This is a genomic window from Finegoldia magna ATCC 53516, from assembly GCF_000159695.1.
Taxonomy (GTDB): domain Bacteria; phylum Bacillota; class Clostridia; order Tissierellales; family Peptoniphilaceae; genus Finegoldia; species Finegoldia magna_F.
Map to the genome: position 1 here is coordinate 1342524 of NZ_CM000955.1, position 26677 is coordinate 1369200.

At 32.3% G+C, this 26677-nt stretch carries 26 protein-coding genes and 18 tRNA genes; 40 read left to right on the forward strand and 4 right to left on the reverse strand.

Going from position 1 to position 26677, the window contains the following annotated elements; all coding sequences use genetic code 11:
• Positions 1–279 precede the first annotated feature (279 nt).
• From HMPREF0391_RS06345 to HMPREF0391_RS06430, 18 genes are all read left to right on the forward strand, one after another.
• Positions 280–354: transfer RNA gene (locus tag HMPREF0391_RS06345), tRNA-Asn, on the forward strand.
• A gap of 3 nt (positions 355–357) precedes the next feature.
• Positions 358–446 (forward strand) — tRNA-Leu (locus HMPREF0391_RS06350).
• Between the two features lie 4 nt (positions 447–450).
• Positions 451–527, forward strand: a tRNA-Met gene (locus HMPREF0391_RS06355).
• Between the two features lie 123 nt (positions 528–650).
• A tRNA-Glu gene (locus HMPREF0391_RS06360) sits at positions 651–725 on the forward strand.
• 7 nt (positions 726–732) lie between these two features.
• Positions 733–808, forward strand: a tRNA-Val gene (locus HMPREF0391_RS06365).
• 31 nt (positions 809–839) lie between these two features.
• A tRNA-Asp gene (locus tag HMPREF0391_RS06370) sits at positions 840–916 on the forward strand.
• 5 nt (positions 917–921) lie between these two features.
• A tRNA-Thr gene (locus tag HMPREF0391_RS06375) sits at positions 922–997 on the forward strand.
• Positions 998–1019: 22 nt separating this feature from the next.
• Positions 1020–1104, forward strand: a tRNA-Tyr gene (locus HMPREF0391_RS06380).
• A 38-nt stretch (positions 1105–1142) separates the two neighbouring features.
• Positions 1143–1216, forward strand: a tRNA-Gly gene (locus tag HMPREF0391_RS06385).
• A 5-nt stretch (positions 1217–1221) separates the two neighbouring features.
• Positions 1222–1298: transfer RNA gene (locus tag HMPREF0391_RS06390), tRNA-Arg, on the forward strand.
• A 7-nt stretch (positions 1299–1305) separates the two neighbouring features.
• Positions 1306–1382: transfer RNA gene (locus tag HMPREF0391_RS06395), tRNA-Gln, on the forward strand.
• A gap of 4 nt (positions 1383–1386) precedes the next feature.
• Positions 1387–1462, forward strand: a tRNA-Lys gene (locus HMPREF0391_RS06400).
• Between the two features lie 5 nt (positions 1463–1467).
• A tRNA-Ser gene (locus tag HMPREF0391_RS06405) sits at positions 1468–1556 on the forward strand.
• 19 nt (positions 1557–1575) lie between these two features.
• Positions 1576–1666 (forward strand) — tRNA-Ser (locus HMPREF0391_RS06410).
• A gap of 20 nt (positions 1667–1686) precedes the next feature.
• Positions 1687–1763, forward strand: a tRNA-Ile gene (locus tag HMPREF0391_RS06415).
• 69 nt (positions 1764–1832) lie between these two features.
• A tRNA-Phe gene (locus HMPREF0391_RS06420) sits at positions 1833–1908 on the forward strand.
• Positions 1909–1983 (forward strand) — tRNA-Trp (locus HMPREF0391_RS06425).
• A gap of 216 nt (positions 1984–2199) precedes the next feature.
• Positions 2200–2275, forward strand: a tRNA-Arg gene (locus tag HMPREF0391_RS06430).
• A 51-nt stretch (positions 2276–2326) separates the two neighbouring features.
• On the opposite strand, the gene HMPREF0391_RS06435 is transcribed toward HMPREF0391_RS06430, so the two are convergent.
• The 3 genes from HMPREF0391_RS06435 to HMPREF0391_RS06445 all read right to left on the reverse strand — a co-directional run bounded on the left by HMPREF0391_RS06435 (position 2327) and on the right by HMPREF0391_RS06445 (position 4267).
• Positions 2327–2734: a prepilin-type N-terminal cleavage/methylation domain-containing protein gene (locus HMPREF0391_RS06435; RefSeq protein ID WP_002836148.1), complete on the reverse strand. Its 408-nt coding sequence runs from the start codon at positions 2732–2734 to the stop codon at positions 2327–2329.
• Positions 2735–2823: 89 nt separating this feature from the next.
• On the reverse strand, positions 2824–3429 hold the full coding sequence (locus HMPREF0391_RS06440; protein WP_002836150.1) for a YczE/YyaS/YitT family protein: 606 nt from the start codon (positions 3427–3429) through the stop codon (positions 2824–2826).
• On the reverse strand, positions 3422–4267 hold the full coding sequence (locus HMPREF0391_RS06445) for a ribonuclease H-like domain-containing protein (protein WP_002836151.1): 846 nt from the start codon (positions 4265–4267) through the stop codon (positions 3422–3424). The genes HMPREF0391_RS06440 and HMPREF0391_RS06445 overlap by 8 nt, the downstream gene beginning before the upstream one ends.
• 92 nt (positions 4268–4359) lie before the next feature.
• Here HMPREF0391_RS06445 and HMPREF0391_RS06450 point away from each other — a divergent pair, with 92 nt between their 5' ends.
• From HMPREF0391_RS06450 to HMPREF0391_RS06550, 21 genes are all read left to right on the forward strand, one after another.
• Entirely contained in the window at positions 4360–5487 is a 1128-nt protein-coding gene (locus tag HMPREF0391_RS06450; RefSeq protein WP_002836152.1) for a cysteine desulfurase family protein, read from the forward strand.
• Positions 5488–6663, forward strand: coding sequence for a tRNA uracil 4-sulfurtransferase ThiI (thiI, locus tag HMPREF0391_RS06455; RefSeq protein ID WP_002836153.1), 1176 nt, complete (start codon positions 5488–5490; stop codon positions 6661–6663).
• Between the two features lie 8 nt (positions 6664–6671).
• Positions 6672–7226, forward strand: coding sequence for a LemA family protein (locus HMPREF0391_RS06460; RefSeq protein WP_002836154.1), 555 nt, complete (start codon positions 6672–6674; stop codon positions 7224–7226).
• A 12-nt stretch (positions 7227–7238) separates the two neighbouring features.
• Positions 7239–8078: a TPM domain-containing protein gene (locus tag HMPREF0391_RS06465; protein WP_002836155.1), complete on the forward strand. Its 840-nt coding sequence runs from the start codon at positions 7239–7241 to the stop codon at positions 8076–8078.
• Positions 8079–8219: 141 nt separating this feature from the next.
• Entirely contained in the window at positions 8220–8759 is a 540-nt protein-coding gene (locus HMPREF0391_RS06470; RefSeq protein WP_002836156.1) for a helix-turn-helix domain-containing protein, read from the forward strand.
• Positions 8760–8771: 12 nt separating this feature from the next.
• Positions 8772–9818, forward strand: coding sequence for a spermidine/putrescine ABC transporter ATP-binding protein (gene potA, locus HMPREF0391_RS06475; protein WP_002836158.1), 1047 nt, complete (start codon positions 8772–8774; stop codon positions 9816–9818).
• The gene (locus tag HMPREF0391_RS06480; RefSeq protein WP_002836160.1) at positions 9808–10617 is read left to right on the forward strand and encodes an ABC transporter permease; all 810 of its coding nucleotides are present in this window, start codon (positions 9808–9810) and stop codon (positions 10615–10617) included. The genes potA and HMPREF0391_RS06480 overlap by 11 nt, the downstream gene beginning before the upstream one ends.
• A gap of 1 nt (position 10618) precedes the next feature.
• Positions 10619–11392, forward strand: coding sequence for an ABC transporter permease (locus tag HMPREF0391_RS06485; RefSeq protein WP_035109446.1), 774 nt, complete (start codon positions 10619–10621; stop codon positions 11390–11392).
• Position 11393: 1 nt separating this feature from the next.
• Positions 11394–12419 carry an ABC transporter substrate-binding protein gene (locus HMPREF0391_RS06490; protein ID WP_002836164.1) on the forward strand — a complete coding sequence of 342 codons (1026 nt, stop codon included), beginning with the start codon at positions 11394–11396 and terminating at the stop codon, positions 12417–12419.
• Between the two features lie 103 nt (positions 12420–12522).
• Positions 12523–13356, forward strand: a complete 834-nt coding sequence (locus HMPREF0391_RS06495) for an undecaprenyl-diphosphate phosphatase (protein WP_002836165.1) — start codon at positions 12523–12525, stop codon at positions 13354–13356.
• 129 nt (positions 13357–13485) lie between these two features.
• Positions 13486–15660, forward strand: a complete 2175-nt coding sequence (locus HMPREF0391_RS06500) for an ATP-dependent helicase (protein ID WP_002836166.1) — start codon at positions 13486–13488, stop codon at positions 15658–15660.
• Positions 15660–17648, forward strand: a complete 1989-nt coding sequence (gene ligA / locus HMPREF0391_RS06505; RefSeq protein WP_002836167.1) for an NAD-dependent DNA ligase LigA — start codon at positions 15660–15662, stop codon at positions 17646–17648. The genes HMPREF0391_RS06500 and ligA overlap by 1 nt, the downstream gene beginning before the upstream one ends.
• A gap of 50 nt (positions 17649–17698) precedes the next feature.
• Positions 17699–17980 (forward strand): Asp-tRNA(Asn)/Glu-tRNA(Gln) amidotransferase subunit GatC, encoded by a 282-nt coding sequence (gene gatC, locus HMPREF0391_RS06510; RefSeq protein ID WP_002836168.1) that lies wholly within the window; start codon positions 17699–17701, stop codon positions 17978–17980.
• Positions 17980–19371 carry an Asp-tRNA(Asn)/Glu-tRNA(Gln) amidotransferase subunit GatA gene (gene gatA / locus HMPREF0391_RS06515; RefSeq protein WP_002836170.1) on the forward strand — a complete coding sequence of 464 codons (1392 nt, stop codon included), beginning with the start codon at positions 17980–17982 and terminating at the stop codon, positions 19369–19371. The genes gatC and gatA overlap by 1 nt, the downstream gene beginning before the upstream one ends.
• Before the next feature lies 1 nt (position 19372).
• Positions 19373–20794 carry an Asp-tRNA(Asn)/Glu-tRNA(Gln) amidotransferase subunit GatB gene (gatB, locus tag HMPREF0391_RS06520; protein ID WP_002836171.1) on the forward strand — a complete coding sequence of 474 codons (1422 nt, stop codon included), beginning with the start codon at positions 19373–19375 and terminating at the stop codon, positions 20792–20794.
• Positions 20794–21396 (forward strand): RdgB/HAM1 family non-canonical purine NTP pyrophosphatase, encoded by a 603-nt coding sequence (gene rdgB, locus HMPREF0391_RS06525; protein ID WP_002836172.1) that lies wholly within the window; start codon positions 20794–20796, stop codon positions 21394–21396. The genes gatB and rdgB overlap by 1 nt, the downstream gene beginning before the upstream one ends.
• Positions 21377–21841 (forward strand): metallophosphoesterase family protein, encoded by a 465-nt coding sequence (locus tag HMPREF0391_RS06530; protein ID WP_002836173.1) that lies wholly within the window; start codon positions 21377–21379, stop codon positions 21839–21841. Before rdgB ends, HMPREF0391_RS06530 begins: the two co-directional genes overlap by 20 nt.
• Positions 21838–22641 (forward strand): bifunctional 5,10-methylenetetrahydrofolate dehydrogenase/5,10-methenyltetrahydrofolate cyclohydrolase, encoded by an 804-nt coding sequence (locus HMPREF0391_RS06535; protein ID WP_002836174.1) that lies wholly within the window; start codon positions 21838–21840, stop codon positions 22639–22641. The genes HMPREF0391_RS06530 and HMPREF0391_RS06535 overlap by 4 nt, the downstream gene beginning before the upstream one ends.
• A gap of 81 nt (positions 22642–22722) precedes the next feature.
• On the forward strand, positions 22723–23316 hold the full coding sequence (locus HMPREF0391_RS06540; RefSeq protein ID WP_002836175.1) for an NTP transferase domain-containing protein: 594 nt from the start codon (positions 22723–22725) through the stop codon (positions 23314–23316).
• Complete coding sequence (yqeB, locus tag HMPREF0391_RS06545) at positions 23294–24106, forward strand: selenium-dependent molybdenum cofactor biosynthesis protein YqeB (RefSeq protein WP_002836176.1); 813 nt, start codon at positions 23294–23296, stop codon at positions 24104–24106. Before HMPREF0391_RS06540 ends, yqeB begins: the two co-directional genes overlap by 23 nt.
• Positions 24096–24866, forward strand: coding sequence for an XdhC family protein (locus HMPREF0391_RS06550; RefSeq protein ID WP_002836177.1), 771 nt, complete (start codon positions 24096–24098; stop codon positions 24864–24866). Before yqeB ends, HMPREF0391_RS06550 begins: the two co-directional genes overlap by 11 nt.
• A gap of 36 nt (positions 24867–24902) precedes the next feature.
• Here HMPREF0391_RS06550 and HMPREF0391_RS06555 read toward each other — a convergent pair whose 3' ends face one another.
• Positions 24903–25316, reverse strand: a complete 414-nt coding sequence (locus HMPREF0391_RS06555; RefSeq protein ID WP_002836178.1) for a Fur family transcriptional regulator — start codon at positions 25314–25316, stop codon at positions 24903–24905.
• A 166-nt stretch (positions 25317–25482) separates the two neighbouring features.
• On the opposite strand from HMPREF0391_RS06555, the gene HMPREF0391_RS06560 reads away from it, so the two are divergent.
• Positions 25483–26676: a DegT/DnrJ/EryC1/StrS family aminotransferase gene (locus tag HMPREF0391_RS06560; RefSeq protein ID WP_002836180.1), complete on the forward strand. Its 1194-nt coding sequence runs from the start codon at positions 25483–25485 to the stop codon at positions 26674–26676.
• The last annotated feature ends 1 nt before the right edge of the window (position 26677 follow it).

Below are 26677 nucleotides of genomic sequence, written 5' to 3' on the forward strand. Positions count from 1 at the left end.
GTACCCATGCCGAACACAGAAGTTAAGCCTCTTAACGCCGATGGTACTACGATGGAAACGTCGTGGGAGAGTAGGTAGTCGCCAAACAAAGAAATTAAAGTTTGATTACTAAAGGAAAATTTAATAATTCCATTCGCTCAGCCTCACGTCGAAAATCTTCTATTAGGAAAAAGAAATGAAGATTTCCTCGTTCGAAGCGTCGCTCATGGAAAACATTAAATTTTCGAAAAAAGTAATCAAACTTTAAAAAGCGAACACCACTCTTAGGAGTGGTAATATTCCTAGGTAGCTCAATGGTGGAGCACTCGGCTGTTAACCGATAGGCTGTGGGTTCGAGTCCCACCCTGGGAGCCAAATGCCGGGGTGGCGGAACTGGCAGACGCACAGGACTTAAAATCCTGCGGTGGTAAAACACCGTATCGGTTCGATTCCGATCCTCGGCACCAATAACGCGGGATAGAGCAGTTTGGTAGCTCGTCGGGCTCATAACCCGGAGGTCGTAGGTTCAAATCCTGCTCCCGCAACCATACATAAAATATTATGTAAAACCTAAGTAAAAAAATTGAAAAAAAGTGTTGACAAAATGCTTATAAAATGATAAAATAAATAAGTAAGTTGTTAACAAATAGATAAAAAACCTTAGTAATTAAGGCCCTATGGTCAAGCGGTTAAGACATCGCCCTTTCACGGCGGTATCCCGGGTTCGAATCCCGGTAGGGTCACCAGATATATGGGCGATTAGCTCAGCTGGGAGAGCATCTGCCTTACAAGCAGGGGGTCACAGGTTCGAGCCCTGTATCGCCCACCATATATTTTTAACAAATAAATTTCTAACTAATGGCCCGGTAGTTCAGTTGGTTAGAATGCCAGCCTGTCACGCTGGAGGTCGACGGTTCAAGTCCGTTCCGGGTCGCCAAGTATGCTGGTGTAGCTCAATTGGTAGAGCAACTGACTTGTAATCAGTAGGTTAGGGGTTCAAGTCCTCCCACCAGCTCCAAATCCTTTTTAAAAAGGATTAAGGAGGAGTTCCCGAGTGGCCAAAGGGGACGGACTGTAAATCCGTTACTTTATGTTTCGGTGGTTCAAATCCACCCTCCTCCACCAATAAAATTTTACAAAATAAAAAGATTAATTACCTATATGCGGGTGTAGCTCAGTGGTAGAGCCCCAGCCTTCCAAGCTGGTTGCGAGGGTTCGATTCCCTTCACCCGCTCCAATTAAGCACCTATAGCTCAGCTGGATAGAGCAACGGACTTCTAATCCGTGTGCCGGAGGTTCGAATCCCCCTAGGTGCGCCAATAATAGTGGGGTGTCGCCAAGTTGGTAAGGCACAAGACTTTGACTCTTGCATTCCACAGGTTCGAGTCCTGTCACCCCAGCCAATACGGTTCATTAGCTCAGATGGTAGAGCACCTGACTTTTAATCAGGGTGTCCCGGGTTCGAGTCCCGGATGAGCCACCAAATGTGGAGAGGTATCGAAGTGGTCATAACGAGGCGGTCTTGAAAACCGTTTGGGGGCAACCCCGCGTGGGTTCGAATCCCACTCTCTCCGCCATTTTTAATTACTTTATTTAGGAGAAATACTCAAGTGGCTGAAGAGGCTCCCCTGCTAAGGGAGTAGATCCTTAACGGGATGCGAGGGTTCAAATCCCTCTTTCTCCGCCAAGAATATATGATTTATTCTTGGGCCTTTAGCTCAGTTGGTTAGAGCGCCCGGCTCATAACCGGTAGGTCCCGGGTTCGAGTCCCTGAAGGCCCACCAATTTATTTCTTGATTTATTCAAGAAATATTTTTTTATAGTGTTGAAATCATTTCCTAAATAAAGTACGTGCCCAGATAGCTCAGTCGGTAGAGCAAAGGACTGAAAATCCTTGTGTCGCTGGTTCGATTCCGGCTCTGGGCACCAAGGGGATTAGTTCAGTGGTAGAACGTCGGTCTCCAAAACCGGATGTCAGGGGTTCAAGTCCTCTATCCCCTGCCACGACTTTACGGCTTGGTTCTATGTGTTATTAGACATTGAATCAAGCCGTTTTTATGTTTTATATATTTAATCTACGATTATAAAACGTAACAATTAACGTAACAATTTTTTATGAGATTATATATTTTCAGTGTAAGTAAAATTTATAATACGTAAATTATGTATTGTTTTATAAAAAAAATATAATTTTAAATATAGTCATAAATGATAGTTCATAGAGATTTAGTTTAATTGGTAAAATGTCAGACTCCGAATCTGAAGGATGAAGGTTCGATTCCTTCAATCTCTGCCAAATAAAAAGATAGCTAATTTTAGCTATCTTTTTAAGTTTTACTATCTGGTTTTACTTACCGTCTGTTGTGGTTGTTTCAGTGCTAACAGAGTTTAAATTACCTTTTTTATCTACTTCTCCTGGTGTTATATTTCCATTTGTTTCTATTTTATATTCTGATTCTGTTGATTTTGAATTTTTAACTGCACCGGCTGGAACTTTTGGTACACTTTTAATATAACCACCTGTGGCAAGTTCGTTAATATCTCCAGGTACTTTACCATTATCTTGCCTATAACTTTCCACAGCTGTTTCTAAGACTCTTACGTTTGCATTGTGGGCAGTTATAGCTGCTTTTTCTTTTTGGTTTTTGTAGACAGGAATAGCTATTGCTATAAGTATTGCAAGGATAGCTAATACAACTAATAATTCAAGTAATGTAAATCCTTTTTTCTTCTTTTTTAAAGATTGTAGTTTCATGATTTCCTCCAGTTATTTATTATTCTACTTACTTTTATTATAATCAAAATCAAGGATTATTCAATACAAATAATTAAATATTTCTAAATCTATTCAAAAATCAATTTTTTAGCCAAATTCCTATAAAATACTATTAGTGGGCCGGATAAAAATCCTAAAAATATAGTACCTATTCCTATTTGTTCTCCAAATAATAGACCAACCACTATGCATATTATGTCTAATACTATCCTTGTGTATTTGTATGATAAATCTTTTTTTACTACATTGTCCACAACATAGGGCATAGCGTCATAAGCACTGGCACCCAGGTCAGCTTCCAAGTAAATTCCAACTCCTATACTCATAATATTTATTCCAATTATCAATAGAATAAAGTTAACCCAAAATTTGTCCGTATCCATAAATTTTAGTAGCATATACGAAAAATCAGCACTGTATCCTACAGTCGCCATATTTATGACTGTTCCAAGTCCGATAGATTTTCTGTGTCCGAAAAAAACTATAACAATCAATATGAAATTGGTAACAGTAATTACAGTTCCAAAATCTTTATTCAAAAAATCAGAAAATCCACTATTCATAAAACTAAGAGGATCTACACCTAATTTTGATAGTCTGAGTATTCCTATACTAAATCCAATTATTAAGTTTCCTAATATTGCAAATAATATTTGTTTTGTCCTTTTATTCATTAAAAATCTCCGTAAGTGTGTATTTTACTAATTCTTTAATATTATCATAAATAAATTCATCATTTTTGATTAAAGGGTAGTAATTGTTTATTAAATTATAATTGTTTTCCATACTTGTCATTGCGCATTCAACAAAATCGTCTTCAATGTATCCTTTATGCAAACTCAAACTTAAAGTCATAAACATGCCCTGTGATTTGATTTGAATTGATTCATACATTGCATCTATTTCCATATTATTATCTGTGATCAAACTAATTTCTAAGTTATTTTTTATTTTCTTAATATCATATAACAAATATCTAACGAAATTTGAGTATAAATAAAACGTATCACAATTTTCTTCAAAGAAATTCTTCATATAATTGTAAAGTTTTATCTTAAAACTCATTGATGTTTTGGCACATTCTATTAATTCATCTGAAATACGATTCGATTTTGAAAACTTTTTATATAATTTCACAGATTTTGATTTATCGTCCATATTAATATCGAATAATTTTGATGACAAATCTTTTGCTTTAAGTGAAGTGAATTTTGAATTGTAGTAATTTCTAATTAATTTTTGTAAATAAATGCAATTGTTAATCACATCAAATTCTGTATATTTAATTATCTTGGTATTTATAAATTTTACGTCAAATTCACTAAAGCAAATAATTTGTTTGTTTTGTATGATTTTATAAGCTGATTTTATAATTTTTTCTTCAGTTTCATTATTTGTTGAGTAAAAATTATAGTATCTATCATTTGTGAATATATTTATAAGATAAATGTGGTTTTTGTGAGGATCGATTCCTGTTGTTTCTATATTTATAATAGCCTGATTTTCATTCATTTTATCACCATTTCCATTATACTATTATTTTGGTAAATTTTCTCTACATGATATAATATTAGTATGATTTTAAATAGAAATGAAGGGATATAATGATATATTTAGACAATGCTGCTACTACAAAAGTTTCGGAAAATGCAGTAAAAGAAATGGTTAGTGCAATGACTGTTGATTTTGGTAATCCTTCAAGTTTGTACGATTTTGGAATGAGAGCTGAAAAGCTTGTTACTGATTCCAGAAATTCAATTGCAAACTTATTAAATGTTAAGCCAGAGAATGTATTCTTTACATCTTGCGGAACTGAAGGTAATAATATTTCTATCAATGGAAGTGTTACTAATGATAAAAAAGAAGAATTCATAACTACAAATATTGAACATTCTTCTGTGTTTAAGACTTATAATAAATTGAAGGAAAATAGGACTGTTCATTTTGTAAATGTAAGTGATGATTTTAAAGTGGATGACATCATTGATTTGATAAATGAAAAAACACGTTTAGTTTCAGTTATGCATGTTAATAATGAAACTGGTAAAATTCTTCCAATAACAGAATTGGGCAAGAGAATTAAAGAGAAAAATCCTAATACTTTGTTTCATGTAGATGGAATTCAAGGTTTTGGCAAAATTAAATTGGATATTAATGAAGCGAAGATTGATTTTTACACAATTAGTGGTCACAAGATTCACGCTCCAAAAGGAATTGGTGCGATTTTCATCAGAAATCCTGAAAGAGTAAAGCCTCTTATAATAGGTGGATCACAAGAGTCTGGAATTTCTCCGGGAACTGAAAATGTAGCGGGAATTGTGGCATTGAAATGCGCGAGTGAAGAAGTTTTTTCAAAAATTGATGAGACTTACGACAGATTATACAAGATGAAGTCATATTTGATGGATGAGTTATCAAAAATTGATGGTGTGTATTTTAATTCCAAACTAGAAGGATACAGTCCATATATTACGAACGTATGCTTTAATTACATTAAGAGTGAAGTATTGCTACACTATTTGGAACAAGATGGAATTTATATTTCTACTGGGAGTGCATGTAATGGTTCCAAAAAATCAAGAATTATCCAAAGTATTAACACACCTGATGAGTTTTCAGATGGATGTATAAGAATTTCATTTACTGATGATACGCCTGAGGATGTACTGGATATATTTGTTGAGAAATTAAAGCTTAGATTAGAAGATATTAGAGATATTATGAGGAGATAAATGTTAGATTGGTATATATCGGTTAGTTTTGGAGAACTAACATTAAAAGGAAAGAATAGGCACACTTTCGAAAAACGTGCAATAAGCAAGATTTTGGATGCGATTTCTGATTATAAAATAGAAGAATACTATCAAGAACAAGGTAAGTTGTACATCAAGGCTGATGTCAATGATTTTGATGAAATGATAGATCATATTAAAAAAGTTTTTGGAATTGTGTACATTAGTCCTTGCATAAAATGTGAAAAAACGGTTGAAAGTATGCAAGCCGGGGTATTAAAGATAATAGAAGGTAAAATTATCGAAGACAAACTTCAAACTTTCAAAGTCGATGTTCATAGAGTTGACAAGAAATTTGAACCAAAATCGCCAGAATTAAATCCGCTTTTAGGTGGTACTATATTAAAAAAATACGGAAATTATGTTAAGGTTGACATCAAAAATCCTGACTTTTTTGTTTATGTAGATATCAAGGATAATTGTTATGTTTACACTGATAGAATCAAAGGATGGGGAGGTCTTCCTATTGGAAGTTCTGGAAGAGGTTTGTTGTTATTATCAGGTGGTATAGATAGTCCTGTTGCTGCTTTTCTGATGGCAAAAAGAGGAGTTCGTGTGGATTGTTTGCACTTCCACAGCTACCCATTCACAAGTCAAAGAGGATTTGAAAAGGTTAAGCAATTAGCAGAAGAAGTTTCTTATTATACTGGTAATATTAACTTTTATTCTGTGAACTTGCTTCCAGTGTACAAAGCTATCACCAAAAACTGCAAGGAAAGAATGATGACTATCATTTCTAGAAGATTTATGATGAGAATTGCAGAAAGAATTGCAAATGAAAACAAAATTGATGCCTTGATTACAGGAGAAAGCTTGGGTCAAGTTGCAAGTCAAACTATTCAAGGAGTTTCAGTTATAAACGAAGTTACAAGTCTTCCTATTTTAAGACCTTTGATTGCAAGTGATAAAACAGAAATCATAGAAATAGCAAGAGAAATTGGAACGTACGAAACATCAATTTTGCCTTTTGAAGATTGTTGCACGGTGTTTACACCGAAAAGACCAGTCACTAAACCAAGAATCTACGATGTCAAAAGAGAAGAAGAAAACTTAGATATTGAAGCCTTAGTTCATGAATGTATAGATAATATGGAATTAATTAAGATTAGACAATAGGAGGAAGTATGAAAAAAGCAGGAGTTATTATAGGTATTATTGTTGTGTTAGCATTATTATTAGTGCCACAATACAACGGTTTGGTTCAATCAAAGGAAGATGTGAACGAAGCTTATGCACAAGTTCAAAATGTTGTTCAAAGAAGGGCGGATTTAATTCCGAACTTGGTTAACACAGCAAAAGGATTTGCAAAGCATGAAGAAGATGTATTCATCAAAGTTTCTGAAGCTAGAAGCGGCGTTAAGAATGCTAAGGATCCAGAAGAATTAGCAAAAGCAAATGATGAATTGACAAAAGCATTAAATGGTATGAATGTTGTTGTAGAAAGATATCCTGAATTAAAATCAGATGCACACTTCACACAACTTATGGATGAATTAGCAGGTTCAGAAAACAGAATCGCTACAGAAAGAAAAAATTACAATACAGTTGTAAAATCATATAATCAAAAAGTTAAGAGATTCCCAACAGTAATATTTGCTAGATTGATGGGATTCAGCTCTGAAAAATACTTTGAAGCAGATGCTTCAGCACAAAAAGCACCACAAGTTAACTTTGAATAGGACAAATAAATAATGAGAAAGCAATTTAGATTGATATTCTCATTTGTTTTAGCTTTTTTATTAATTTTTAATGTAAATGCTTTTGCCCAAGATTTGCCGAAATCACCGGATACTTTTTATCTTGATGAGATGGGTGTGATTAGCCAGGAAGTTAAAGATAAAATAGTTAAGACGAATGTAGAACTTGAGCAAAAAACAGGCTCACAAGTACTTGTTGTAACCATAAAAGATTTAAAAGGAAGAGATCCTGTTGATTATGGCGTCGATTTGTTTAACAAATGGAAAATCGGAGATGCCACCAAGAAAAATGGGGTACTGATTTTATTGTCACAAGATTTAAATGAACCTAAAGGTCGCAATCGTCACATTAATATCATTACAGGTTATGGAATTGAAGGAAGACTTAACGATGGTAAGGTTGGTAGAATAATTGATGAATATATGCTTGATGATTTAAAAGACGGTAATTATTCTAACGCCTTACAAGAAGGATTCAATGCAGTTGTCAGTGAAGTTGCTGCTGAGTATGATGTTGAATTAACTGGAGATTTTGACAAATATCAAGAAAATTTAAACAGAAGTTCAGACGAACAACTTACAAACACTATTGCTAGAATTATAATATTTCTGATTATTTTGTACATTATATCAAGAAGTAATCGTAGAAATAATAGATACAGAGGCAGAAGACGTGGTGGTACAATATTCTTCCCTGGATTTGGAGGAGGATTCGATGACGATGACTTCGGCGGATTCGGCGGAGGTTTTGGCGGCGGATCTTCTGGAGGATTCGGTGGATTCTCTGGCGGCGGAGGCTCGTCCGGAGGCGGAGGAGCTGGAAGAAGCTTTTAATCAAATTTATGAAATACTCTCAATTAATTTTGAGAGTATTTTTTACGGAAATTTAGTAAAATATTTTTAACTTTTTGTTTAGTTTTGTATGCTTTTATGTTATAATACTTTTGGTTTAATATTTTAAGTAAGGAGATAGTAATGGAAATAGGAGAAAAAATAAGATCATTGAGGTTAAAACTTGGATTGACCCAAGAAGAATTGGCAGAAAGGTCTGATTTGACAAAAGGTTTCATATCACAATTAGAGAGAGATTTGACAAGTCCTTCTGTAGATTCACTTAATGACTTATTAAATGCATTGGGAACTGATATGGCAACTTTTTTTATGGATAAGCCCTCAGTAAAAGAAATTTTCACAAAAGATGACTATCAATCAAGTGAAGATTTGAGCATGAATTCTACTATTACATGGCTAGTTCCAAAATCTCAGGTAAACACTATGGAGCCTGTTATAATTACGCTTAATCAAAAAGGAGAAACTAAAGAATACAATCCATTTGAAGGCGAAGAATTTGGGTATGTACTTGAAGGAAGTTGCAACATTTATCTCGACAATGAAATATATAAACTAAACAAGGGTGATTGTTTTTACACGAAGTGCAATAAAACTAGAATGTTAGAAAATAATGGCACAAAAATCTGCAAGGTGATATGGGTTATGTCACCACCAAATTTTTAGGGGGAATGTTTAATGGATAATATCATTGAATTAATCGGTATTAATAAATCTTTTGAAGATGAACATATTTTAAAAGATTTGAATCTTTACATTAGAAATAAAGAATTTTTGACATTATTGGGACCATCAGGTTGTGGTAAAACTACGACTTTGCGATTAATTGCTGGATTTGAAACTCCAGATACTGGAAAGATTATTTTTGAAGGTAAAGACATAAGTCATATTGCACCATATAAGAGAAATGTGAACACAGTTTTTCAAAAATACGCTCTATTTCCTAATATGAATGTATTTGAAAACATTGCTTTTGGTTTGAGAATCAAAAAAATGAACGAAAAATTAATCAGAGAAAAAGTAACAGAAGTTTTGAAACTTGTTAATTTGTCTGGTTTTGAAAAAAGAAAAATAAATAATTTGAGTGGTGGTCAACAACAAAGGATTGCTATAGCTAGAGCATTGGTCAACGAACCTAGTGTTTTGTTGCTAGATGAACCTTTGGGTGCATTGGATTTGAAGTTGAGAAAAGGAATGCAAAACGAACTCAAAAATATTCAAGAAAGAATCGGAATTACATTTGTTTATGTAACTCACGATCAAGAAGAAGCTTTAACTATGAGCGATACTATTGTTGTTATGGATAATGGTGTAATTCAACAAATAGGAACTCCAGAAGATATCTACAATGAACCTAAGAATGAGTTTGTAGCTAAATTTATTGGCGAAAGTAACATAATTGACGGAGTATTTTTGGAAGATTGCATGGTAGAATTTTCTAATCATAAATGGAAATGTGTTGATAAAGGATTTGCAAAAAATGAAAATGTCCAAGTCGTTATAAGGCCTGAAGATGTGGAGATAGTTGCCCCAGAAAAGGGACAAATCAAAGGTACAGTTATCAGCGACAGATTCAAAGGAATTCACTATGAAATGTTTGTAGATACAGGAGATTTCAAATACAAGGCTCAGTCAACAATTAATAAGCCTCAAGGAAGCATGGTAGGGATTAACATTGATCCAGATAATATTCATATTATGAAGAGGTGCGGCAATGAAGCTTAAGAAATTATCCATTCCTTACGCTATTTGGATACTATTTTTCATTGTATTTCCGTTGTTTCTTATAATTTATTATTCAGTTACAACTGGATCATTGAGAGATTTTTCTAATCCACAATTTTCGCTTGAATACTTTCACAGATTTTTTACATCAAAATATGTAAAAGTACTTTTGAATTCAATAAGATTGGCATTTATAAGTACAGTAATTTGTTTGCTGATAGGTTATCCAACAGCTTATTTTATCAGTAAAGTAGACAAAAAATACAAAGCTGTGTTGATGCTTATGATAGTTATTCCAATGTGGATGAACTTTTTGTTGAGAACTTATGCGTGGATTATTTTAACTGGTAAAAACGGGATAATCAACAGTATGTTGATACATTTTGGTTTTTCTCCAATTAAAATGCTTTACACTGAAGGAGCTATTTTAATGGGGATGGTTTACAATTTCTTACCTTTTATGATACTTCCTATTTTCTCAATATTAGACAAATCAGATTATTCACTAGTAGAAGCAAGTTACGATTTGGGAGCATCTAAGTTGCAAACTTTTTTAAGAGTAGTGTTTCCGATGAGTTTGCCTGGAGTTATTACGGGAATTACAATGGTGTTTATTCCTGCTATATCTACATTTGAAATATCTGCGTTACTTGGTGGTAACAAATACAATTTGATTGGTAATATAATTGAGCATCAATTCAGAATAGCAGGAAACTGGCATTACGGTAGTGCAATTTCTGTAGTGCTTATCATTATGATTTTAATTTCATTAGCTTTTACGAATGAGAAGGGAGAATAAAATGAAAGAATTTTTCAAGAAATTTTACTTAGCATTGGTGTTTTTGTTTCTTTACGGACCAATTGCTGTATTAATGGTATTTTCATTTAACGATTCTCGTTTGAAGGGAAGCTGGGTTGGATTTACGTTCAAATGGTACAAGGAATTATTGCACAACGAAGAAATCTTGTCTTCTTTTAAAACCACAATATTAATTGCAATATTAGCTACAATAATTGCAACAATTTTAGGAACAATAGCAGCAATAGGAATTTATTATTTGAGAGGATACAAGAAAACTTTGCTTTTAAATATGAATTATCTTCCAGTTTTAAATCCTGATATAGTGACGGCAGTAAGTTTGATGGTAATATTTAACTTGATGAATTTTCCATTCGGATTTTTCACGATGTTATTATCACACATAACATTTACAACTCCATATGTAATACTTGCAGTGTTGCCGAAATTATCGCAGATGAATAAGTTCTTGCCAGAGGCTGCTATGGATATGGGAGCGACACCTTTTTATACTTTGAGAAAAGTTGTACTTCCTGAAATAAAAACGGGCGTATTTTCAGGAAGCTTGTTGGCATTTACACTTAGTATTGATGATTTTGTAATAAGCTTCTTCACGACAGGTCATGGCGTGTCAAACTTATCAGTTACTGTGTATTCTATGGCAAAGAAAGGCGTAAATCCAGCAATTAATGCGTTGAGTACAATTATGTTTTTGGTAATGGTTATTCTGTTGTTGATTCTTCACAAGAGAACAAATCTATTGGAGGAATTATAAGATGAAAAAAATTTTATTATTTTTATTAACTATATTGGTTTTAACTTCTTGCTCCAAAGATGAATCAAATGTTTTGTATGTGTACAATTGGGGAGAATACATCGAACCGGCTTTGATAGAAAAGTTTGAAAAAGAAACGGGAATTAAAGTAATCTATGACACTTTTGAGCAAAACGAAGATATGTATATGAAAGTAAAAGAAGGAGGCAACAATTACGACGTTGTCGTTCCTTCAGATTACATGGCTGAAAAAATGATTAAACAAGGAATGCTTGAAAAAATTGATTACAGCAAAATTCCAAACTTCAAATACATCGATGAGAAGTTTAGAAATTTGGATTACGATCCCAAAAACGAATACACAGTTCCATATATGTGGGGAACTGTCGGAATTCTTTACAATAAAAACAAAGTAAAAGATAAAGTTGATAGCTGGAATATTTTGTGGGATGAAAAATACAAGGACAACATCATAATGATGAACTCCACAAGAGACACTCTAGGAGTAGCATTGAAAAGGTTGGGATATTCAATGAATTCTAGAAATGAAAAAGAACTTGAACAAGCAAAAGAGTCATTGATAAAACAAAAAGATATTGTTCTTGCTTATCTTGTAGATGAAACTAAAAATCAAATGGTCAATGAAGAAGCAGATATTGCAGTAATGTATTCAGGTGATGCAATCGTCGCTAAAGGTGAAAATGAAAACTTGGAATATGTAATTCCAAAAGAAGGATCAAACTTGTGGTTTGATACGTTGGCAATTTTGAAAAATGCAAAGCACAAGGAAAATGCTGAAAAATTTATTAATTTTATGACAGATCCTGAGAATGCAAAATTAAATGCAGAATACATTGGTTATTCACTTCCATCAACAGAAGCAAAAAAACTTTTGGACAAAGAAGTTCAAGATGATGCTACAGCTTATCCTGATTTATCAAAGCATAAAAATATGGAAATATTTAAAGACCCATCAGATTTTGTCGAAAAATACGACGATATATGGGCTGATATAAAAGCAAATTAAACCTTTAAAGTGCAAGAGAAATTCTTTTGCACTTTTTTCATTTGAGATTGAATAATAAACAGATTTTTCATATAATATGAGTAGTTAAGAAATTGGAGGAAATATGTTTATAGAAATATTAAAAGTTATTCTTTTAGGAATTATAGAAGGAATAACAGAATGGTTGCCAGTTAGTTCAACTGGTCATATTTTATTATTAGACGAATTTATCAAATTGAATATGTCAGATGCTTTCAAATCAATGTTTACAGTTGTAATTCAATTGGGAGCAATCTTGGCAGTTGTAGTAATTTATTGGAAAAAGGTATGGCCATTCAAAAAAGGTCAAACTCATCTTATATCAATTAGTAAAAGCAAAATGATAATGTGGGCAAAAATAATTGTAGCATGTATTCCTGCGGCTATTATTGGTATTAAATTCGATGATTTTATCGAAGTACACTTTTATAATTATTTTGTAATTTCATTAGCACTAATAATTTTCGGTATTCTTTTTATTATAATTGAAAATAAAAACAAAGAATCACACAAAAAATTAGTCGATAGTATCGATAAAATAACTTACAAACAAGCTTTTATAGTAGGATTATTTCAAGTAATTGCAGCGATATTCCCAGGTACATCACGTTCGGGAGCTACGATTTTGGGAGGTATTGCCATAGGATTATCCAGAACAGTTGCAGCTGAATTTACATTTTTCTTGGCAATTCCAACAATGTTTGGAGCAAGTTTACTAAAACTTGTGAAATTTGGATTTAGTTTTACAGCAATGGAAGCATTCGTTTTATTATTGGGAACTGCAGTTAGCTTCATTGTATCTGTAATTACAATTAAATTCTTGATGAATTACATCAAAAACAATGATTTCAAAGTGTTTGGTTATTACAGAATAGCTCTTGGCGTATTGGTTCTAATTTATTTCGGACTAATCAGATAGTTGTGATATAATAATGAGAAGGAATAGTTGCAATTATTCCTAAATGAACATTAGAAAACATAGACGAATATATATTTGAAAAAATAAGTTGTAGCGACTTATTTTTTTATTGATACATAAGGAGTTATGATGAATTTAGATAATTTAAATGACAGACAAAGAGAAGCAGTCGAAAATACAGATGGTCCTATGTTGATATTGGCAGGAGCAGGAAGTGGGAAGACAAAAGTTTTGACTACGAAAATTGTATATTGTTTAGAGAAAGGATTGTGTTCAAAATACGAAATTTTGGCAATTACCTTTACAAACAAAGCTGCCAAAGAAATGAAAGAAAGGGTCGAAAATATCCTGCAAGAAGACGTAGACAGCATGTGGATAGGAACTTTTCATGCCATTTGTTCTAGAATACTGAGAGTAGAAATAGAGAGAATTGGCTTCGAAAGAAACTTTACAGTTTATGACAGAGCAGATCAAATATCTCTTGTAAAAGAATGTTTAAAGGATATGGGAGTAGATCCTAAAAATGTCGAAATCAAAAACGAAATCAATACAATTTCTAGATTAAAAAATGCAGGTGCTACAGAAAAAAATATCGACAAAGAAGATTTTGATATAAGTTTAAGCACTTTTACTATGGAATTATTCCAAAAATACGAACACAAATTAAAAAGATACAATTCGTTAGACTTTGATGATTTGATTGTGAAGACTAATTTGTTGTTCGAAGAAAATCCCGACTTGAGAGAAAAATATTCTGAAAGATTTAAGTACGTGTTTGTCGATGAATACCAAGATACAAACGATACACAATACGAGCTTATCAAAAATTTGGTTTCTAAAAACGATAATATTTGCTGTGTAGGAGATTCTGATCAATCAATTTACGGCTGGAGAGGAGCAAACATACAAAACATTCAAAACTTTGAAAAAGATTTTAAGAATGCAAAAGTTATTTTATTGGAACAAAATTATCGTTCAACACAACCTATTTTGGATTTGGCAAACACGGTGATTAAAAACAATTCACTTAGAAAAGATAAGAATTTATGGACTGCCAAAAACGAAGGGGATATGCCTATATATAGAAGAATGTATTCTGATATAGATGAGGCAGAACAAGTGGTTCAATGGATCGAGCAAGAAAGATACAGACAAAACCCATACGAAGAAATGGCGATTTTATACAGAACCAATGCACAATCTAGACTTTTTGAAGAAAGATTGAATAGACTAGGAATTCCTAATAGAGTTGTAGGTGGATTGAAATTCTACGATAGAAAAGAAATCAAAGATTGCGTTAGCTATCTTAGAATTGTTGAAAATTTGAATGACAATATGGCATTAAATAGAATTATCAATGAGCCGAAAAGAGGAATTGGTAAAACAACTATGGATAAGTTGTTGCAATGTTCGCAATCAAGAGGAATTAGTATGATGGAATACATCAAAAATACAGATCTTCCTGATTTTTCAAATGCTACAGCTAAAAAGCTTCAAGAGTTTTATTATTTAATTAAAAGCTTTCCGAAAGATGAGATGAATGTTGCAGAACTTATGGAATATATTCTGGACAAAACAGGATACAGAGCTAATCTTGAAAAATCAAATAATAGAGATGATAAGACGAGGTTGGAAAATATTGACGAATACATTTCATCCTTATATCAATTTGTTCAAGATAATCCTGATAAAAACTTGAGAGAATATTTGGAAACTTCATCACTTATGACCGATTTAGATAAAACTGATGATAATACAAAAGGTGTATCGATGATGACAATCCACGCGGCAAAAGGATTGGAGTTTGATGTTGTATTTTTCACTGGTCTAGAAGAAGGTACTATTCCATCAAGAATTGATGAAGATGTAGAAGAAGAGAGAAGATTGTGCTACGTTGCAATCACAAGGGCAAGAAAAAAATTGTACATTACAAGTGTGCAATCGAGAAGAAGATTTAACGAATTTCAAACAAAAGCTGAATCGAGGTTTATAGAGGAAATGGAAAACAAATACAAAGACGAATCTCCTAATAAAGAGGTTAGTTTTAGAGAATCGTTCAACACAAAAGTAGTTGACGATTACAGGACAGAAGCATCAGCTTCAATCACTAAGAAACAAAATGCTGTTACTAAAAACAATGAAAAGTACAGAGCTGGAGATAAGGTTTCACACAAGAAGTTCGGAACTGGTGTAATCGTTGGAATTGTAGAAAAAGACAATGGAGATGAGTTGACGATTAATTTCGACAAAAAAGGATTGAAGAAGCTAAATTCCTCACTAGCACCACTAACAAGGGTTGAGTAATGGAAAAGAAAGATAGAATAAAATATTTAGTAGACATACTAAATAAATACGCTTATCATTATTACACTTTGGATGATCCTTTGATTGAGGACTCAGAGTATGATGTGTTGTATGATGAGCTTGTAAATCTTGAAAAAGAAACTGGAATTGTTCTGCCAAATTCTCCGACAAATAGGATTGGTGGAGAAGTTTTATCGGGATTTGAAAAGCATGTGCACTTGAATACGTTGTACAGTTTAGGAAAAGCACAAAGCAAAGAAGAAGTTAGAAATTGGGTCAATAAAACCATTGAATTTGTAGAAAATTACAATAAAAATCACGTGAACAAATTACCTCAAGTTGAATTTTATGTTGAATTTAAGTTTGACGGTTTGACAGTAAATTTGACTTATGATGGCGGATATTTAGTGATGGCGACTACAAGAGGTAACGGTACTATCGGAGAAGTTATTACAAGCCAAGTGAGAACTATCAATTCAATTCCATTGAAAATAAAAGATACAAGATTGATGGAAATTCAGGGTGAAGGAGTAATGCCACTTTCTTCATTAGAAAAATACAACCAAACTCATGAACCAAAACTCAAAAATGCGAGAAATGCAGCAGCAGGAGCTCTTAGAAATTTAGATCCAGCTGTCACAAGAGAAAGAAACTTGGATGCTTATTTCTACAATGTAAATTATTTGGAAGAAAACGTGCTTGAAACTCAAGAACAAATGATGAAGTTTTTGGGAGATAATTATTTCAAATTGTATCCATACGAAAAACACGCAACGTCATTCGAAGAAATTTCAGAGTTTATCGATGAGATTTTTGAATTAAGAAATGAAATCGACGTTTTAACAGACGGTGTGGTAATTAAAGTAAATGATTTTAAAACCAGAGAAAAATTAGGCTACACTAACAAATTTCCAAGATGGGCAATAGCCTACAAATTTGAACCTGAAAGATTTACAACAATTGTAAAAGAAGTTGAATGGAATGTTGGAAGAACTGGAAAAGTAACGCCGACGGCTTTGTTGGAGCCTGTAGAAATTGGAAATGTAACTGTAAAAAGAGCTACACTTAATAATATTGACGACATTGAAAGAAAACAAGTAAGATTGAATTCAGAAGTTTTCGTTAGAAGGTCAAACGATGTAATTCCAGAAATAATGGGAGTTGTAAATCCTGACCAAGAAGATACGGAAGAAATTGAAATTCCACATTACTGTCCATATTGTCACAGTGAATTATTTAGAGATGGAGTTCATATTTTCTGTCCAAATTCAATGAGTTGTACTCCACAATTGGTTAAGAGAATGGTTCATTTTGCAAGTAGAAATGCAATGAATATCGATGGATTGAGCGAAAAAACGTTGAAAGTTTTGCTAGAAAAACTAAACATCACATCAATAGAAGAAATCTACGATGTAAAAAAAGAACAGTTGATGCAATTAGAAGGCTTTAAAGAAAAGAAGAGCCAAAATCTTATAAATGCAATTGAAAAGAGTAAAAATGTTGATTTGGCTAATTTCATTTTTGCACTTGGAATTCCTGAAATTGGAGAGAAAACAAGCTTTGAATTAGCACAAAAATATAAAAGCTTTGATAATTTGAGAGAAGCGAAGTTTGACGAATTAATTCAAATCGAGGATATTGGAAATGTTATTGCAGAAGAAATCGTAGAATTTTTCCATGACGAAACTATTTCTCATTCTATAGATTCACTTCTATCAAAAGGAATTAAAATTAAAAACCCTGAAAATATTGAAAAGAAATTGGATAATTTAACTTTTGTTTTGACAGGAAGTTTGGTGAATTATTCTAGAAAAGAACTTACAGATAAGTTATCGAATTTGGGAGCAAAAGTTTCATCTTCTGTGTCCAAAAACACTGATTACGTGGTATACGGCGAAAAAGCTGGATCCAAACTTACAAAAGCGAAGGATTTGGGTGTAAAATTAATGACAGAAGATGAATTGAATTCATTCTTAGACAACTTATAAATTTAATTTATTTATGATAAAATTTAATCATGAATTAAAAAGGAGTTAGTATGATTAATCGAGATGAAGTAGTGAAAATCTATGATTTGGCTAACCTTGAGTTAACTGAAAACGTGGATGATTTATATGAAAAATACAATACTGTATTGGATTTTGCAAGTATGATTATGGAATGTGATACTGAAGGTGTGGAATACATGGAATTCTTGCCACAATATCACAGCATACTTAGAGAAGATACACCAAAAGAATCAATTCCAAGAGAAGTTGCATTGAAGAATGCAAAATCTCGTGAGTATGGTTATTTTAAATTGAAGAAAGTGGTGGAATAATGATAGAAAATCTTAGAAATAAATTTGTAGAAAATCCTGAAAGTTTAAGGGACTACTACAATGATTTGGATAAATTAATAGAATCAAAAAAAGATTTGAATGTGTTCATAACTTACGACAAATCATTCGTTGACCAACAAGTTGAAAAGCTAATTGAAAAAGCAAACAACAACGAAAATTTGGGAAAAATGTTCGGTATTGCAGTAAGCGTTAAGGACAACATCAATGTAAAAGATTTGAAGATGACTTGTGGATCAAAGATGTTAGAGGATTATGTTTCAATTTATGACGCCACTGTAATCAAAAAATTAAAAGAAGAAGACTGCGTTATAGTTGGAAAAGTTAATATGGATGAATTTGCCATGGGATCTTCTTCTGAAACAAGTTATTTTGGCCCTACAAAAAATCCTGTAGACACAAAATTAATCCCAGGAGGTTCTTCATCAGGATCAGCTGCTAGTATCAAAGCTGAAATGGCTGTTGTAAGTTTGGGAACTGACACAGGTGGATCTAGTAGACAACCAGCATCTAGTTGTAATGTCGTTGGATTTATGCCAACGTATGGTTCGATTTCTAGATTCGGAGTTCAATCAATGGCAAATACTTTGGATGAAGTTGGTATATTATCAAATTCTGTTGAAGATATAATGGATACTTACAATGTAATTGCAGGTCACGATGACAATGATATGACTACAATTCAATCTGAAGTAAATGTTCAAAAGAAAGATTATGATTTTAAAGGCAAGAAGATTGCCGTTGTTGATTTGAAAAAATACAGCAATGATGAGACAGTTATCAAAGAATACAAAGAAATATTAGAAATTCTTAAAAATATGGGAGCAGATTTAGTAGAAATCGACTTCGAATATTTGAAATACGCAAATGCTTTATACAACGTAATCGTAACTAGTGAAGTGTCATCTAATATGTCAAGATTTGATGGAATTAGATATGGATATTTGACAGATGATTATGAAAATACAAGAGATTTGTTCGTTAAGGTTAGAAGCGAAGGATTTGGCGAAGAAGTTAAGAGAAGAATTGCTATGGGAACTTTTTATCTAGCAAGTTCCAACGACCAAAAAGTCTACAAACAAGGTTTAAAAGTTAGAAATCTACTTTCACAAGAATTCAAAAATATTTTCAAAGATTTTGATTTGATTGCTACACCTACAATGACAAGCTTACCTTATGAATTAGACAGCAGGAAAGACGATCCATTGGCTGTGTATGATTCAGGTATTTTCAATGTAATTGTAAACTTGAGTGGATTGTGTGCTATTTCAATTCCTTACAAATCAGGAATATCAACTAGTTTGCAACTAATTGCAAATAGTCACGACGAAGAAAATTTATTGAATGCAGCTTTAGCGTTTGAAAGGAGATAGCATGAACTTAAAAACACTTATAGGATTGGAAATTCACGTTGAATTATCAACTAAAACTAAAATGTTTTGTGGTTGTAAGAATGAATTTGGACAAGTTCCAAACACAAATGTCTGCCCAATTTGTTTAGGTCATCCTGGAGCACTTCCTCACATGAACAAAGAAGCTTTAAGATACGCTATCATGGCAGGACTTGCTTTTGATTGTGACATTGCTAATGAATTCAAGATGGACAGAAAGAAATACTTCTACCCAGATTTGGTTAAAGGATATCAAATCACACAAGAAGATCAACCACTTTGTACAAATGGTTATATAGAATTAAAATCATCAACTAAAGGTAAAAAAGTTAGAATTAGAAGAATTCACATAGAAGAAGATACAGGTAAATCAATTCACAACGAAAGTGGAAACACTTTAATGGATTATAACAGAGCGGGAGTTCCACTAATTGAAATAGTTAGTGAACCAGATATGAGCACTCCTGATGAAGCGAGAGAATTCTTAGAAACTTTAAGAGAAAGAATCAAATATTTGAAAATATCAGATGTTAAGATGAGCGAAGGATCGTTGAGATGCGATGTTAATATCAATGTTTACGATGAAGATTCTGATTTTAAAACTAAAATTTCTGAAATTAAGAACTTAAACTCATTCAAATCAGTTTCAAAAGCTTTGGTTTACGAACAAGAAAGACACATCCAATTGGCTAAGGAAAATAAAATTGGTGAAAAAGAAACTAGAAGATGGGATGAGGACACTCAAACTACAATAGTAATGAGACACAAAGAAGAAGGAAATGATTACAGATTCTCAGTTGAAGGAGATATTCCTAAAACTTATGTGGAACAATCTTATATCGAAGAAATCAAAAATAATTTGCCAGAACTTCCACAAATGCGTAAAGAAAGATTCATGAACGAATACAAGATTGATGAATACGATGCTGATATTTTAACAAGAAACGGATATTTGGCTGACTACTATGAAAAAGTTGTAGAAATTTCAAATGATCCTGTTCAATCTTCAAATTGGTTATTGGGAGATGTTCTACGTCAAGTAAACGAAAATGAAATTGAAGTAGAAGAAATGAATATATCTGCTGAGAATTTGGCAAAATTGATTAAACTTTCTTCCGCTAAGAAAATAAATAATCAAACTGCAAAAAAAGTTTTGAGGGAAATGTTCAACGAAAACTTTGACCCAGAAGTTTATGTCAAAGAAAAAGGATTATTACAAGTTGATGACGATAATTTACTACAACAAATAGTGGATGAAGTGGTAGCCGAAAATCCAGAATCCATCGAAAGTATTAGAAATGGTAAAGATCGTGCGATAGGTTTCTTGGTTGGCCAATGTATGAAAAAATCAAAAGGTAAAGGAAATCCTCAAAAGTTCAACGAATTAATTAAAGAGAAAATCTAATGAAAAAAATATATTTATCTACAGGAAATAAAGGAAAAATTTCTGAAATAAAAGAAATTCTTTCTGATTTGAATTATGATGTGTATTCCAAATCTGAATTGGGTATAAATGAAGATGCAGTAGAAGATGCAGAAACTTTGGAAGGCAATTCACTTATCAAAGCTAAATTTCTAAAAAAATATACAGACGATATTGTAATGAGTGATGACACAGGACTATTTGTAAATTCTTTAGCTGGAAGACCTGGCGTATATTCTGCAAGATTTGCTGGAGATGAATGCGATGATACTAAAAATCGTCAAAAACTTTTATCTGAATTGAAAGATAAAGAAGATAGAAGTGCTTATTTTGAAACTGTAATTACGATTATAGATTCAAATGATGAAATTCATCAAGCTAAAGGCAGAGTAAATGGCAAGATTTTACTAGAAGAGTGTGGGGAACATGGTTTCGGATACGATAGTATTTTCATGCCAGATGGTTACGATAAAAGTTTTGCACAAATGGAAGATTGTGAGAAAAACAAAATTAGTCACAGAAAAAGAGCTTTGGAAAACGCCAAAATCATTTTGAAAGGTTTAAATGAAAGTAGCAATAATTAGTGATACACATAACAAAATCGCAAAAGTTTATGACTATTTATTTGATAAAGAAATTGACATCATCGTTCACTTAGGAGATGTGTGCGATGATGCAATTTTACTTGAAGAATTATTAAAAGTAGAAGTCATTTATGTAAAAGGAAATAACGATTTTTATGTTGCTGGTGGTGAATATGACAAGGTTATTAGGATTTCTGATAAAAATATTTTCATAACACACGGCCACAAGTACAATGTATCTTCCGGAGTGACAAGATTAGTCGAAAAAAGCAAATCATTAAATTGCCAAATGTGTTTGTATGGACATACTCACAGGTATTTTAATGAAAAAATTGATGGCGTTTGGGTTATCAATCCAGGATCTGTAACTTATCCAAGAGATGGTCAAGCTGGATTTGTAATATACGATACAAAAAAAGAACAAATAGAAAGGATACTTTTATGAACGTTTTAGACATTAAAGAACTTAGAGAAGATTTAGGTAAAAGAATTATCGATGGTGTAAAAAAATTAGGCAGAGAAGTTAAGGTTGCAACTGTAAGAGTTGGAGAAAATGCAGGAGATATTTCTTACGAAAAAGCTGTAAAAAACAACTGCGCTAAGTTGAACATAACTTGTGATCAAATAGTTTTAGAAGAAGGAGAAAATGAAAAATTAATCCAAACTATAAAAGAACTAAATGAAACACACGACGGTATATTGATGTTTAGACCATTAAAAGATAAAAAATTGGAAAAAGAAATTCAATATATAATCTCACCAGAAAAAGATATCGATGCAATGGGAATGGTTAACTTAGGAAAAGTCTTGGCAGCAGAAGAAGACGCTTATTATCCAGCTACAGCAAGAGCTGTTGTTGAAATAGTTAAATACTACAATTTTGATGTTAAAAACGTGGTAATCGTAAACAGATCACTTGTTTTAGGAAAGCCACTTTTCAATATGCTTATAAAAGAAAACAAAACTGTTACAATGTGCCACTCTAGAACAGAAGACATCAAATCATTTACTAAAAATGCTGATTTGGTTGTAACTGCAGTTGGAAAAGCTAAAATGTTTGATGATTCTTACTTTACTGAAGATTCTTATGTAGTAGATGTTGGAGTTAGCTTGGATGAAAACGGAAAATTATCAGGCGATGTTAATCCAGAAGTTAACGTAAAAGTATTGGCAAATAGCGTTGGTAAAATCACAACAAGAGTACTATTGTTGCAAATGGTTGAAGGCGCTTTGAATAGACAATAATTTTTATTTCAAAGACCTCTTTATCTTAATTGATGAAGAGGTTTTTTGATTGCGATAAACTAAAAGTGTATAATAGATTAGGTGATAATTTTGAAAATAGGCGCAGTAATAATGGCAAGTGGTTTGTCCAAGAGAATGAAAACTGACAAATTAATGCTACAATATAATGATAAATTTATTTTTGAATATATTATTGATTTGGTAGCAAAATCAAACTTTTATGATAGAGTTGTAATTACGAATAATTCTACGATAAAAGAATATTGCAAAAAAATCAGAATCAAAACGCTTAATAATCCTAACAATGAAAATGGACAAAGCGAATCGATAAAATTAGGAGTCAATTATTTCAATGAAATGGATGGTATTTGTTTCCTAGTTTCTGACCAGCCGTTATTAACAGAAATTTCAATAGAAAAATTAATTAATTCATTTGAGAAAGATAAAATTTGTCAACTGAAGTTCAAGGACAAAGTAGGAAATCCCGTAATTTTTTCAAAGAAGTTTTTTAATCAATTATTATCACTGAAATACGACGAAAAAGGTTCAATAGTTAAGAACAAGAATTTGAATGATGTAAAATATGTAGACGCAGATTTCGAAAGAGAACTAATGGATATAGATACAAACGATGATTATGAAAGGATAGTAAATGCAGAAAATTTGTTTGATTAGAGGCGCAGGTGATATCGCAACTGGTACAATTCAAAAACTTGTTCGCGCTGGGTTCAAATGCGTTGTTACTGAAGTTATAAATCCAAGTAGTATCAGAAGAAAAGTATCGCTTTCTGAGGCAATTTACGAAAAAAAAGCGACTGTTGAAGATATAGAGGCTGTTTTGTGTGAAAACTTGGATGAAATTGACGAATACTTAGAACAATACAATCCTGTGATAATAGTAGATCCAAAACTTACGATATTAGATAGGAAGAAATTCGATGTCGTGGTGGATGCTATATTAGCGAAGAAAAATACTGGACTTAAAAAAGGTATGGCAGACATCACGATTGGTTTGGGCCCTGGTTTTGAAGCAGGAGTTGATTGCGATATTGTGATTGAAACGATGAGAGGTCATGATTTGGCAAGAATTATCGAACAAGGATTTGCAAAGAAAAATACAAAAGTTCCAGGAATTATCAATGGATATTCAAATGAAAGAGTTATATACTCTGATTGTAATGGACAATTTACTCGTATTAAAAATATTTCGGATATTGTTAAAAAAGGAGAAATCATAGCAAAAGTCGGAAATAATTCTATAAGAGCGACTTTGGATGGCGTAATAAGAGGAATGATTAGGGATGATTTTGAGGTCACAAAAGGACTTAAAATAATTGATATTGACCCTAGATATGAAGAGGTAAAAAACTGTTTTACAATTAGCGATAAAGCTAGAGCAATTGGTGGAGCTGTTTTGGAAGCAATTATGATGTTAGAAAACAGGAGAGAAAAGAATGCAAAATGATGTTTTGTTAGAAATGTACAAATCTTTGGAAGACGGATATAAATGTATGATGGTAACATTGTTTAAAAATAGAGGTTCAGTTCCTGGTAAACAAGGAAATATTATGGCTGTTCGTGAGGATGGAAAAACTTTCGGAACTGTAGGCGGTGGTGCTATCGAACACCAAGTAATCAAAGATTCCATTGAAAACTTAAAAAAAGATAGTGACTTCGAATTTGATTATGTTCTGAATGAGGGAGAGAAGGTTAGTATGAGTTGTGGAGGTAGAGCTAGTGGTTTTGGTAAAGTGTTTTTCCCAAAACCAACGTTGATTATTTTCGGAGCAGGACATTGTTCGCAAAAACTAGCTAGAATTGCAACTTTAACTAATTTTGAAGTAGTAGTTGTAGATGATAGGGATGAGTTCATTTACAATGAAGATTTTTCTAATATTAAAAAATATATCAATAAAGAAATCGAGGATTCTATAGATGATTTGAGATTTACCCCTGATACTTTTATAATATCTGCAACTAGAGATCATAAACACGATGAAGAAGTTGCTTTTAATATTTTGTACAAACCTCATAAATACTTCGGAATGTTAGGCTCAAAGAAAAAAGCAGAAACTTTAAAACGAAACTTGGTAGAAAGAAATGTAGACAAAAACTTAGTCGACAGTATTAATGTTCCCGTAGGACTTGATATTGATGATGGATCTGTAGAAGAAATAGCTATTTCGATAATGTCTCAAATTCTGAAAGTGAAAAACGGCAAATAAATTGAGCATGACTAAAAAGTCATGCTTTTTTACTTGCTATTCATTTTTGTTTTGGCAATCTGGACAAATCCCTCTAAATTCAAGAGAATGTGAGTCGATTTTAAAACCTGTTTTGTCTTCCAAATCCATCTCAATTTTTTCTACTGGGCAGTGATCAATAGGTATGATTTTGCCGCAAGATTCACAGATTATACTGTGTTTATGTTTTTTGCCTTTTAATCTGTAATATGAAATGCCGTCAATTTCACAAACAACTTCAACTATTTCTTTATTTTTTAATATTTTTAAATTTCTGTAAATCGTAGACAGATTGGAGTCTTCTTTTTTCTTGAAAATCTCATACAAATCTTCTGCAGAGATAGGCTGTTCAGATTTTTCTAAAATCGATATTATAAGCTTTCTTGCTTTTGTGACTTTTAAACCATTTTGTAATAAGATTTCGTTTTTCATATAATCACCTATAATTATTATATCATTTTATTATGAAATATTTTAGAACTGTTGAAAATTTGAAATCGAAAGAATGCTACAATTTGTCAACTTTTTCGTCATTTATATCTAAAAATTCGTAAATTAGTGGTATAATATATAGTTAGTGAAATAAGGAGAGTTGTTTATGAACATTTTATTTTCACCACCTGATATTTCTGATAAAGAAATTGAAGAAGTGGTAGACGCATTAAAATCCGGTTGGATTACAACTGGACCAAAAACCAAACAATTAGAAAAAAACTTACAAGAATATACACAATCGAAAAAGACTTGTTGCTTTAATTCGGCAACTGCTGCATTGGAATGTGCGCTTAGAATTTTGGGCGTAAATGGTAAAAAAGATGAATGTATTACTTCGGCTTACACTTATACTGCAAGCTGTTCAGTTATAGATCATTTGGATGCTACGATTAAATTGGTAGACGTTCAAAAAGATTCCTACTTTATGGATTATGATAAATTGTATGATTCTATAAATGAAAATACTAAGGCTATTATTCCAGTTGATATCGCAGGCGTTCCTGTTGATTACGATAAAATTTACGAAGTAATTGAAGCAAAGAAATCAATATTCAGACCTTCTAATGAAATACAAGAATCTTTGGGTAGAGTTGCTTTAATTTCTGATAGCGCTCATGCATTAGGTTCAACTTATAAAGGCAAAAAAATTGGATCATTCCAAGATATAGCATCTTTCTCATTCCATGCTGTTAAAAACTTTACTACAGCAGAAGGCGGAATGCTTGCTATAAATATTGGCGATGTAGATAAGATTTACAATGATTTACAATTATTCTCACTACATGGACAAAACAAAGATGCATTAGCGAAAACAAAATTAGGTGCATGGGAATACGACATTAAAGGTCTTTATTACAAATACAATATGCCTGATATATTAGCGGCAATTGGCCTTGCACAATTAGAAAGATACGATGATTTATTAGCTAGAAGAAAAGAAATAATCAAAATGTATAACGATGGTTTTGATAATACATCAATTAGTTATTTGAATCATTTTGGAAAAGATTATACAAGTAATGGTCATTTGTATTTAACAAGAGTTGAAGGTATCAACGAAGAAACTCGTAACGATATAATCGTTAAGATGGCAGAAAAAGGTATTGCTACGAACGTTCACTACAAGCCAATCGCGATGATGACTGGATACAAAAATTTAGGATTTGACATAAAAGATTATCCTAATACTTTTGAACAATACAAAAACGAAATAACATTGCCACTTCACACATTATTATCAGATGATGAAGTAGCATATGTAATCGAAACTTACAAGGATATAGTTAGTGGTAAATAAT

Coding starts and splice junctions, on each gene's coding strand:
- gatB (WP_002836171.1), top strand. CDS start 19,373: ATGAACTTAAAAACACTTATAGGATTGGAAATTCACGTTGAATTATCA.
- gatC (WP_002836168.1), top strand. CDS start 17,699: ATGATTAATCGAGATGAAGTAGTGAAAATCTATGATTTGGCTAACCTT.
- HMPREF0391_RS06500 (WP_002836166.1), top strand. CDS start 13,486: ATGAATTTAGATAATTTAAATGACAGACAAAGAGAAGCAGTCGAAAAT.
- HMPREF0391_RS06470 (WP_002836156.1), top strand. CDS start 8,220: ATGGAAATAGGAGAAAAAATAAGATCATTGAGGTTAAAACTTGGATTG.
- thiI (WP_002836153.1), top strand. CDS start 5,488: ATGTTAGATTGGTATATATCGGTTAGTTTTGGAGAACTAACATTAAAA.
- HMPREF0391_RS06560 (WP_002836180.1), top strand. CDS start 25,483: ATGAACATTTTATTTTCACCACCTGATATTTCTGATAAAGAAATTGAA.
- HMPREF0391_RS06435 (WP_002836148.1), bottom strand. CDS start 2,734: ATGAAACTACAATCTTTAAAAAAGAAGAAAAAAGGATTTACATTACTT.
- HMPREF0391_RS06555 (WP_002836178.1), bottom strand. CDS start 25,316: ATGAAAAACGAAATCTTATTACAAAATGGTTTAAAAGTCACAAAAGCA.
- yqeB (WP_002836176.1), top strand. CDS start 23,294: ATGCAGAAAATTTGTTTGATTAGAGGCGCAGGTGATATCGCAACTGGT.
- potA (WP_002836158.1), top strand. CDS start 8,772: ATGGATAATATCATTGAATTAATCGGTATTAATAAATCTTTTGAAGAT.
- HMPREF0391_RS06460 (WP_002836154.1), top strand. CDS start 6,672: ATGAAAAAAGCAGGAGTTATTATAGGTATTATTGTTGTGTTAGCATTA.
- HMPREF0391_RS06485 (WP_035109446.1), top strand. CDS start 10,619: ATGAAAGAATTTTTCAAGAAATTTTACTTAGCATTGGTGTTTTTGTTT.
- HMPREF0391_RS06465 (WP_002836155.1), top strand. CDS start 7,239: ATGAGAAAGCAATTTAGATTGATATTCTCATTTGTTTTAGCTTTTTTA.
- HMPREF0391_RS06450 (WP_002836152.1), top strand. CDS start 4,360: ATGATATATTTAGACAATGCTGCTACTACAAAAGTTTCGGAAAATGCA.
- rdgB (WP_002836172.1), top strand. CDS start 20,794: ATGAAAAAAATATATTTATCTACAGGAAATAAAGGAAAAATTTCTGAA.
- HMPREF0391_RS06535 (WP_002836174.1), top strand. CDS start 21,838: ATGAACGTTTTAGACATTAAAGAACTTAGAGAAGATTTAGGTAAAAGA.
- HMPREF0391_RS06445 (WP_002836151.1), bottom strand. CDS start 4,267: ATGAATGAAAATCAGGCTATTATAAATATAGAAACAACAGGAATCGAT.
- HMPREF0391_RS06480 (WP_002836160.1), top strand. CDS start 9,808: ATGAAGCTTAAGAAATTATCCATTCCTTACGCTATTTGGATACTATTT.
- HMPREF0391_RS06490 (WP_002836164.1), top strand. CDS start 11,394: ATGAAAAAAATTTTATTATTTTTATTAACTATATTGGTTTTAACTTCT.
- ligA (WP_002836167.1), top strand. CDS start 15,660: ATGGAAAAGAAAGATAGAATAAAATATTTAGTAGACATACTAAATAAA.
- HMPREF0391_RS06440 (WP_002836150.1), bottom strand. CDS start 3,429: ATGAATAAAAGGACAAAACAAATATTATTTGCAATATTAGGAAACTTA.
- HMPREF0391_RS06550 (WP_002836177.1), top strand. CDS start 24,096: ATGCAAAATGATGTTTTGTTAGAAATGTACAAATCTTTGGAAGACGGA.
- HMPREF0391_RS06530 (WP_002836173.1), top strand. CDS start 21,377: ATGAAAGTAGCAATAATTAGTGATACACATAACAAAATCGCAAAAGTT.
- gatA (WP_002836170.1), top strand. CDS start 17,980: ATGATAGAAAATCTTAGAAATAAATTTGTAGAAAATCCTGAAAGTTTA.
- HMPREF0391_RS06495 (WP_002836165.1), top strand. CDS start 12,523: ATGTTTATAGAAATATTAAAAGTTATTCTTTTAGGAATTATAGAAGGA.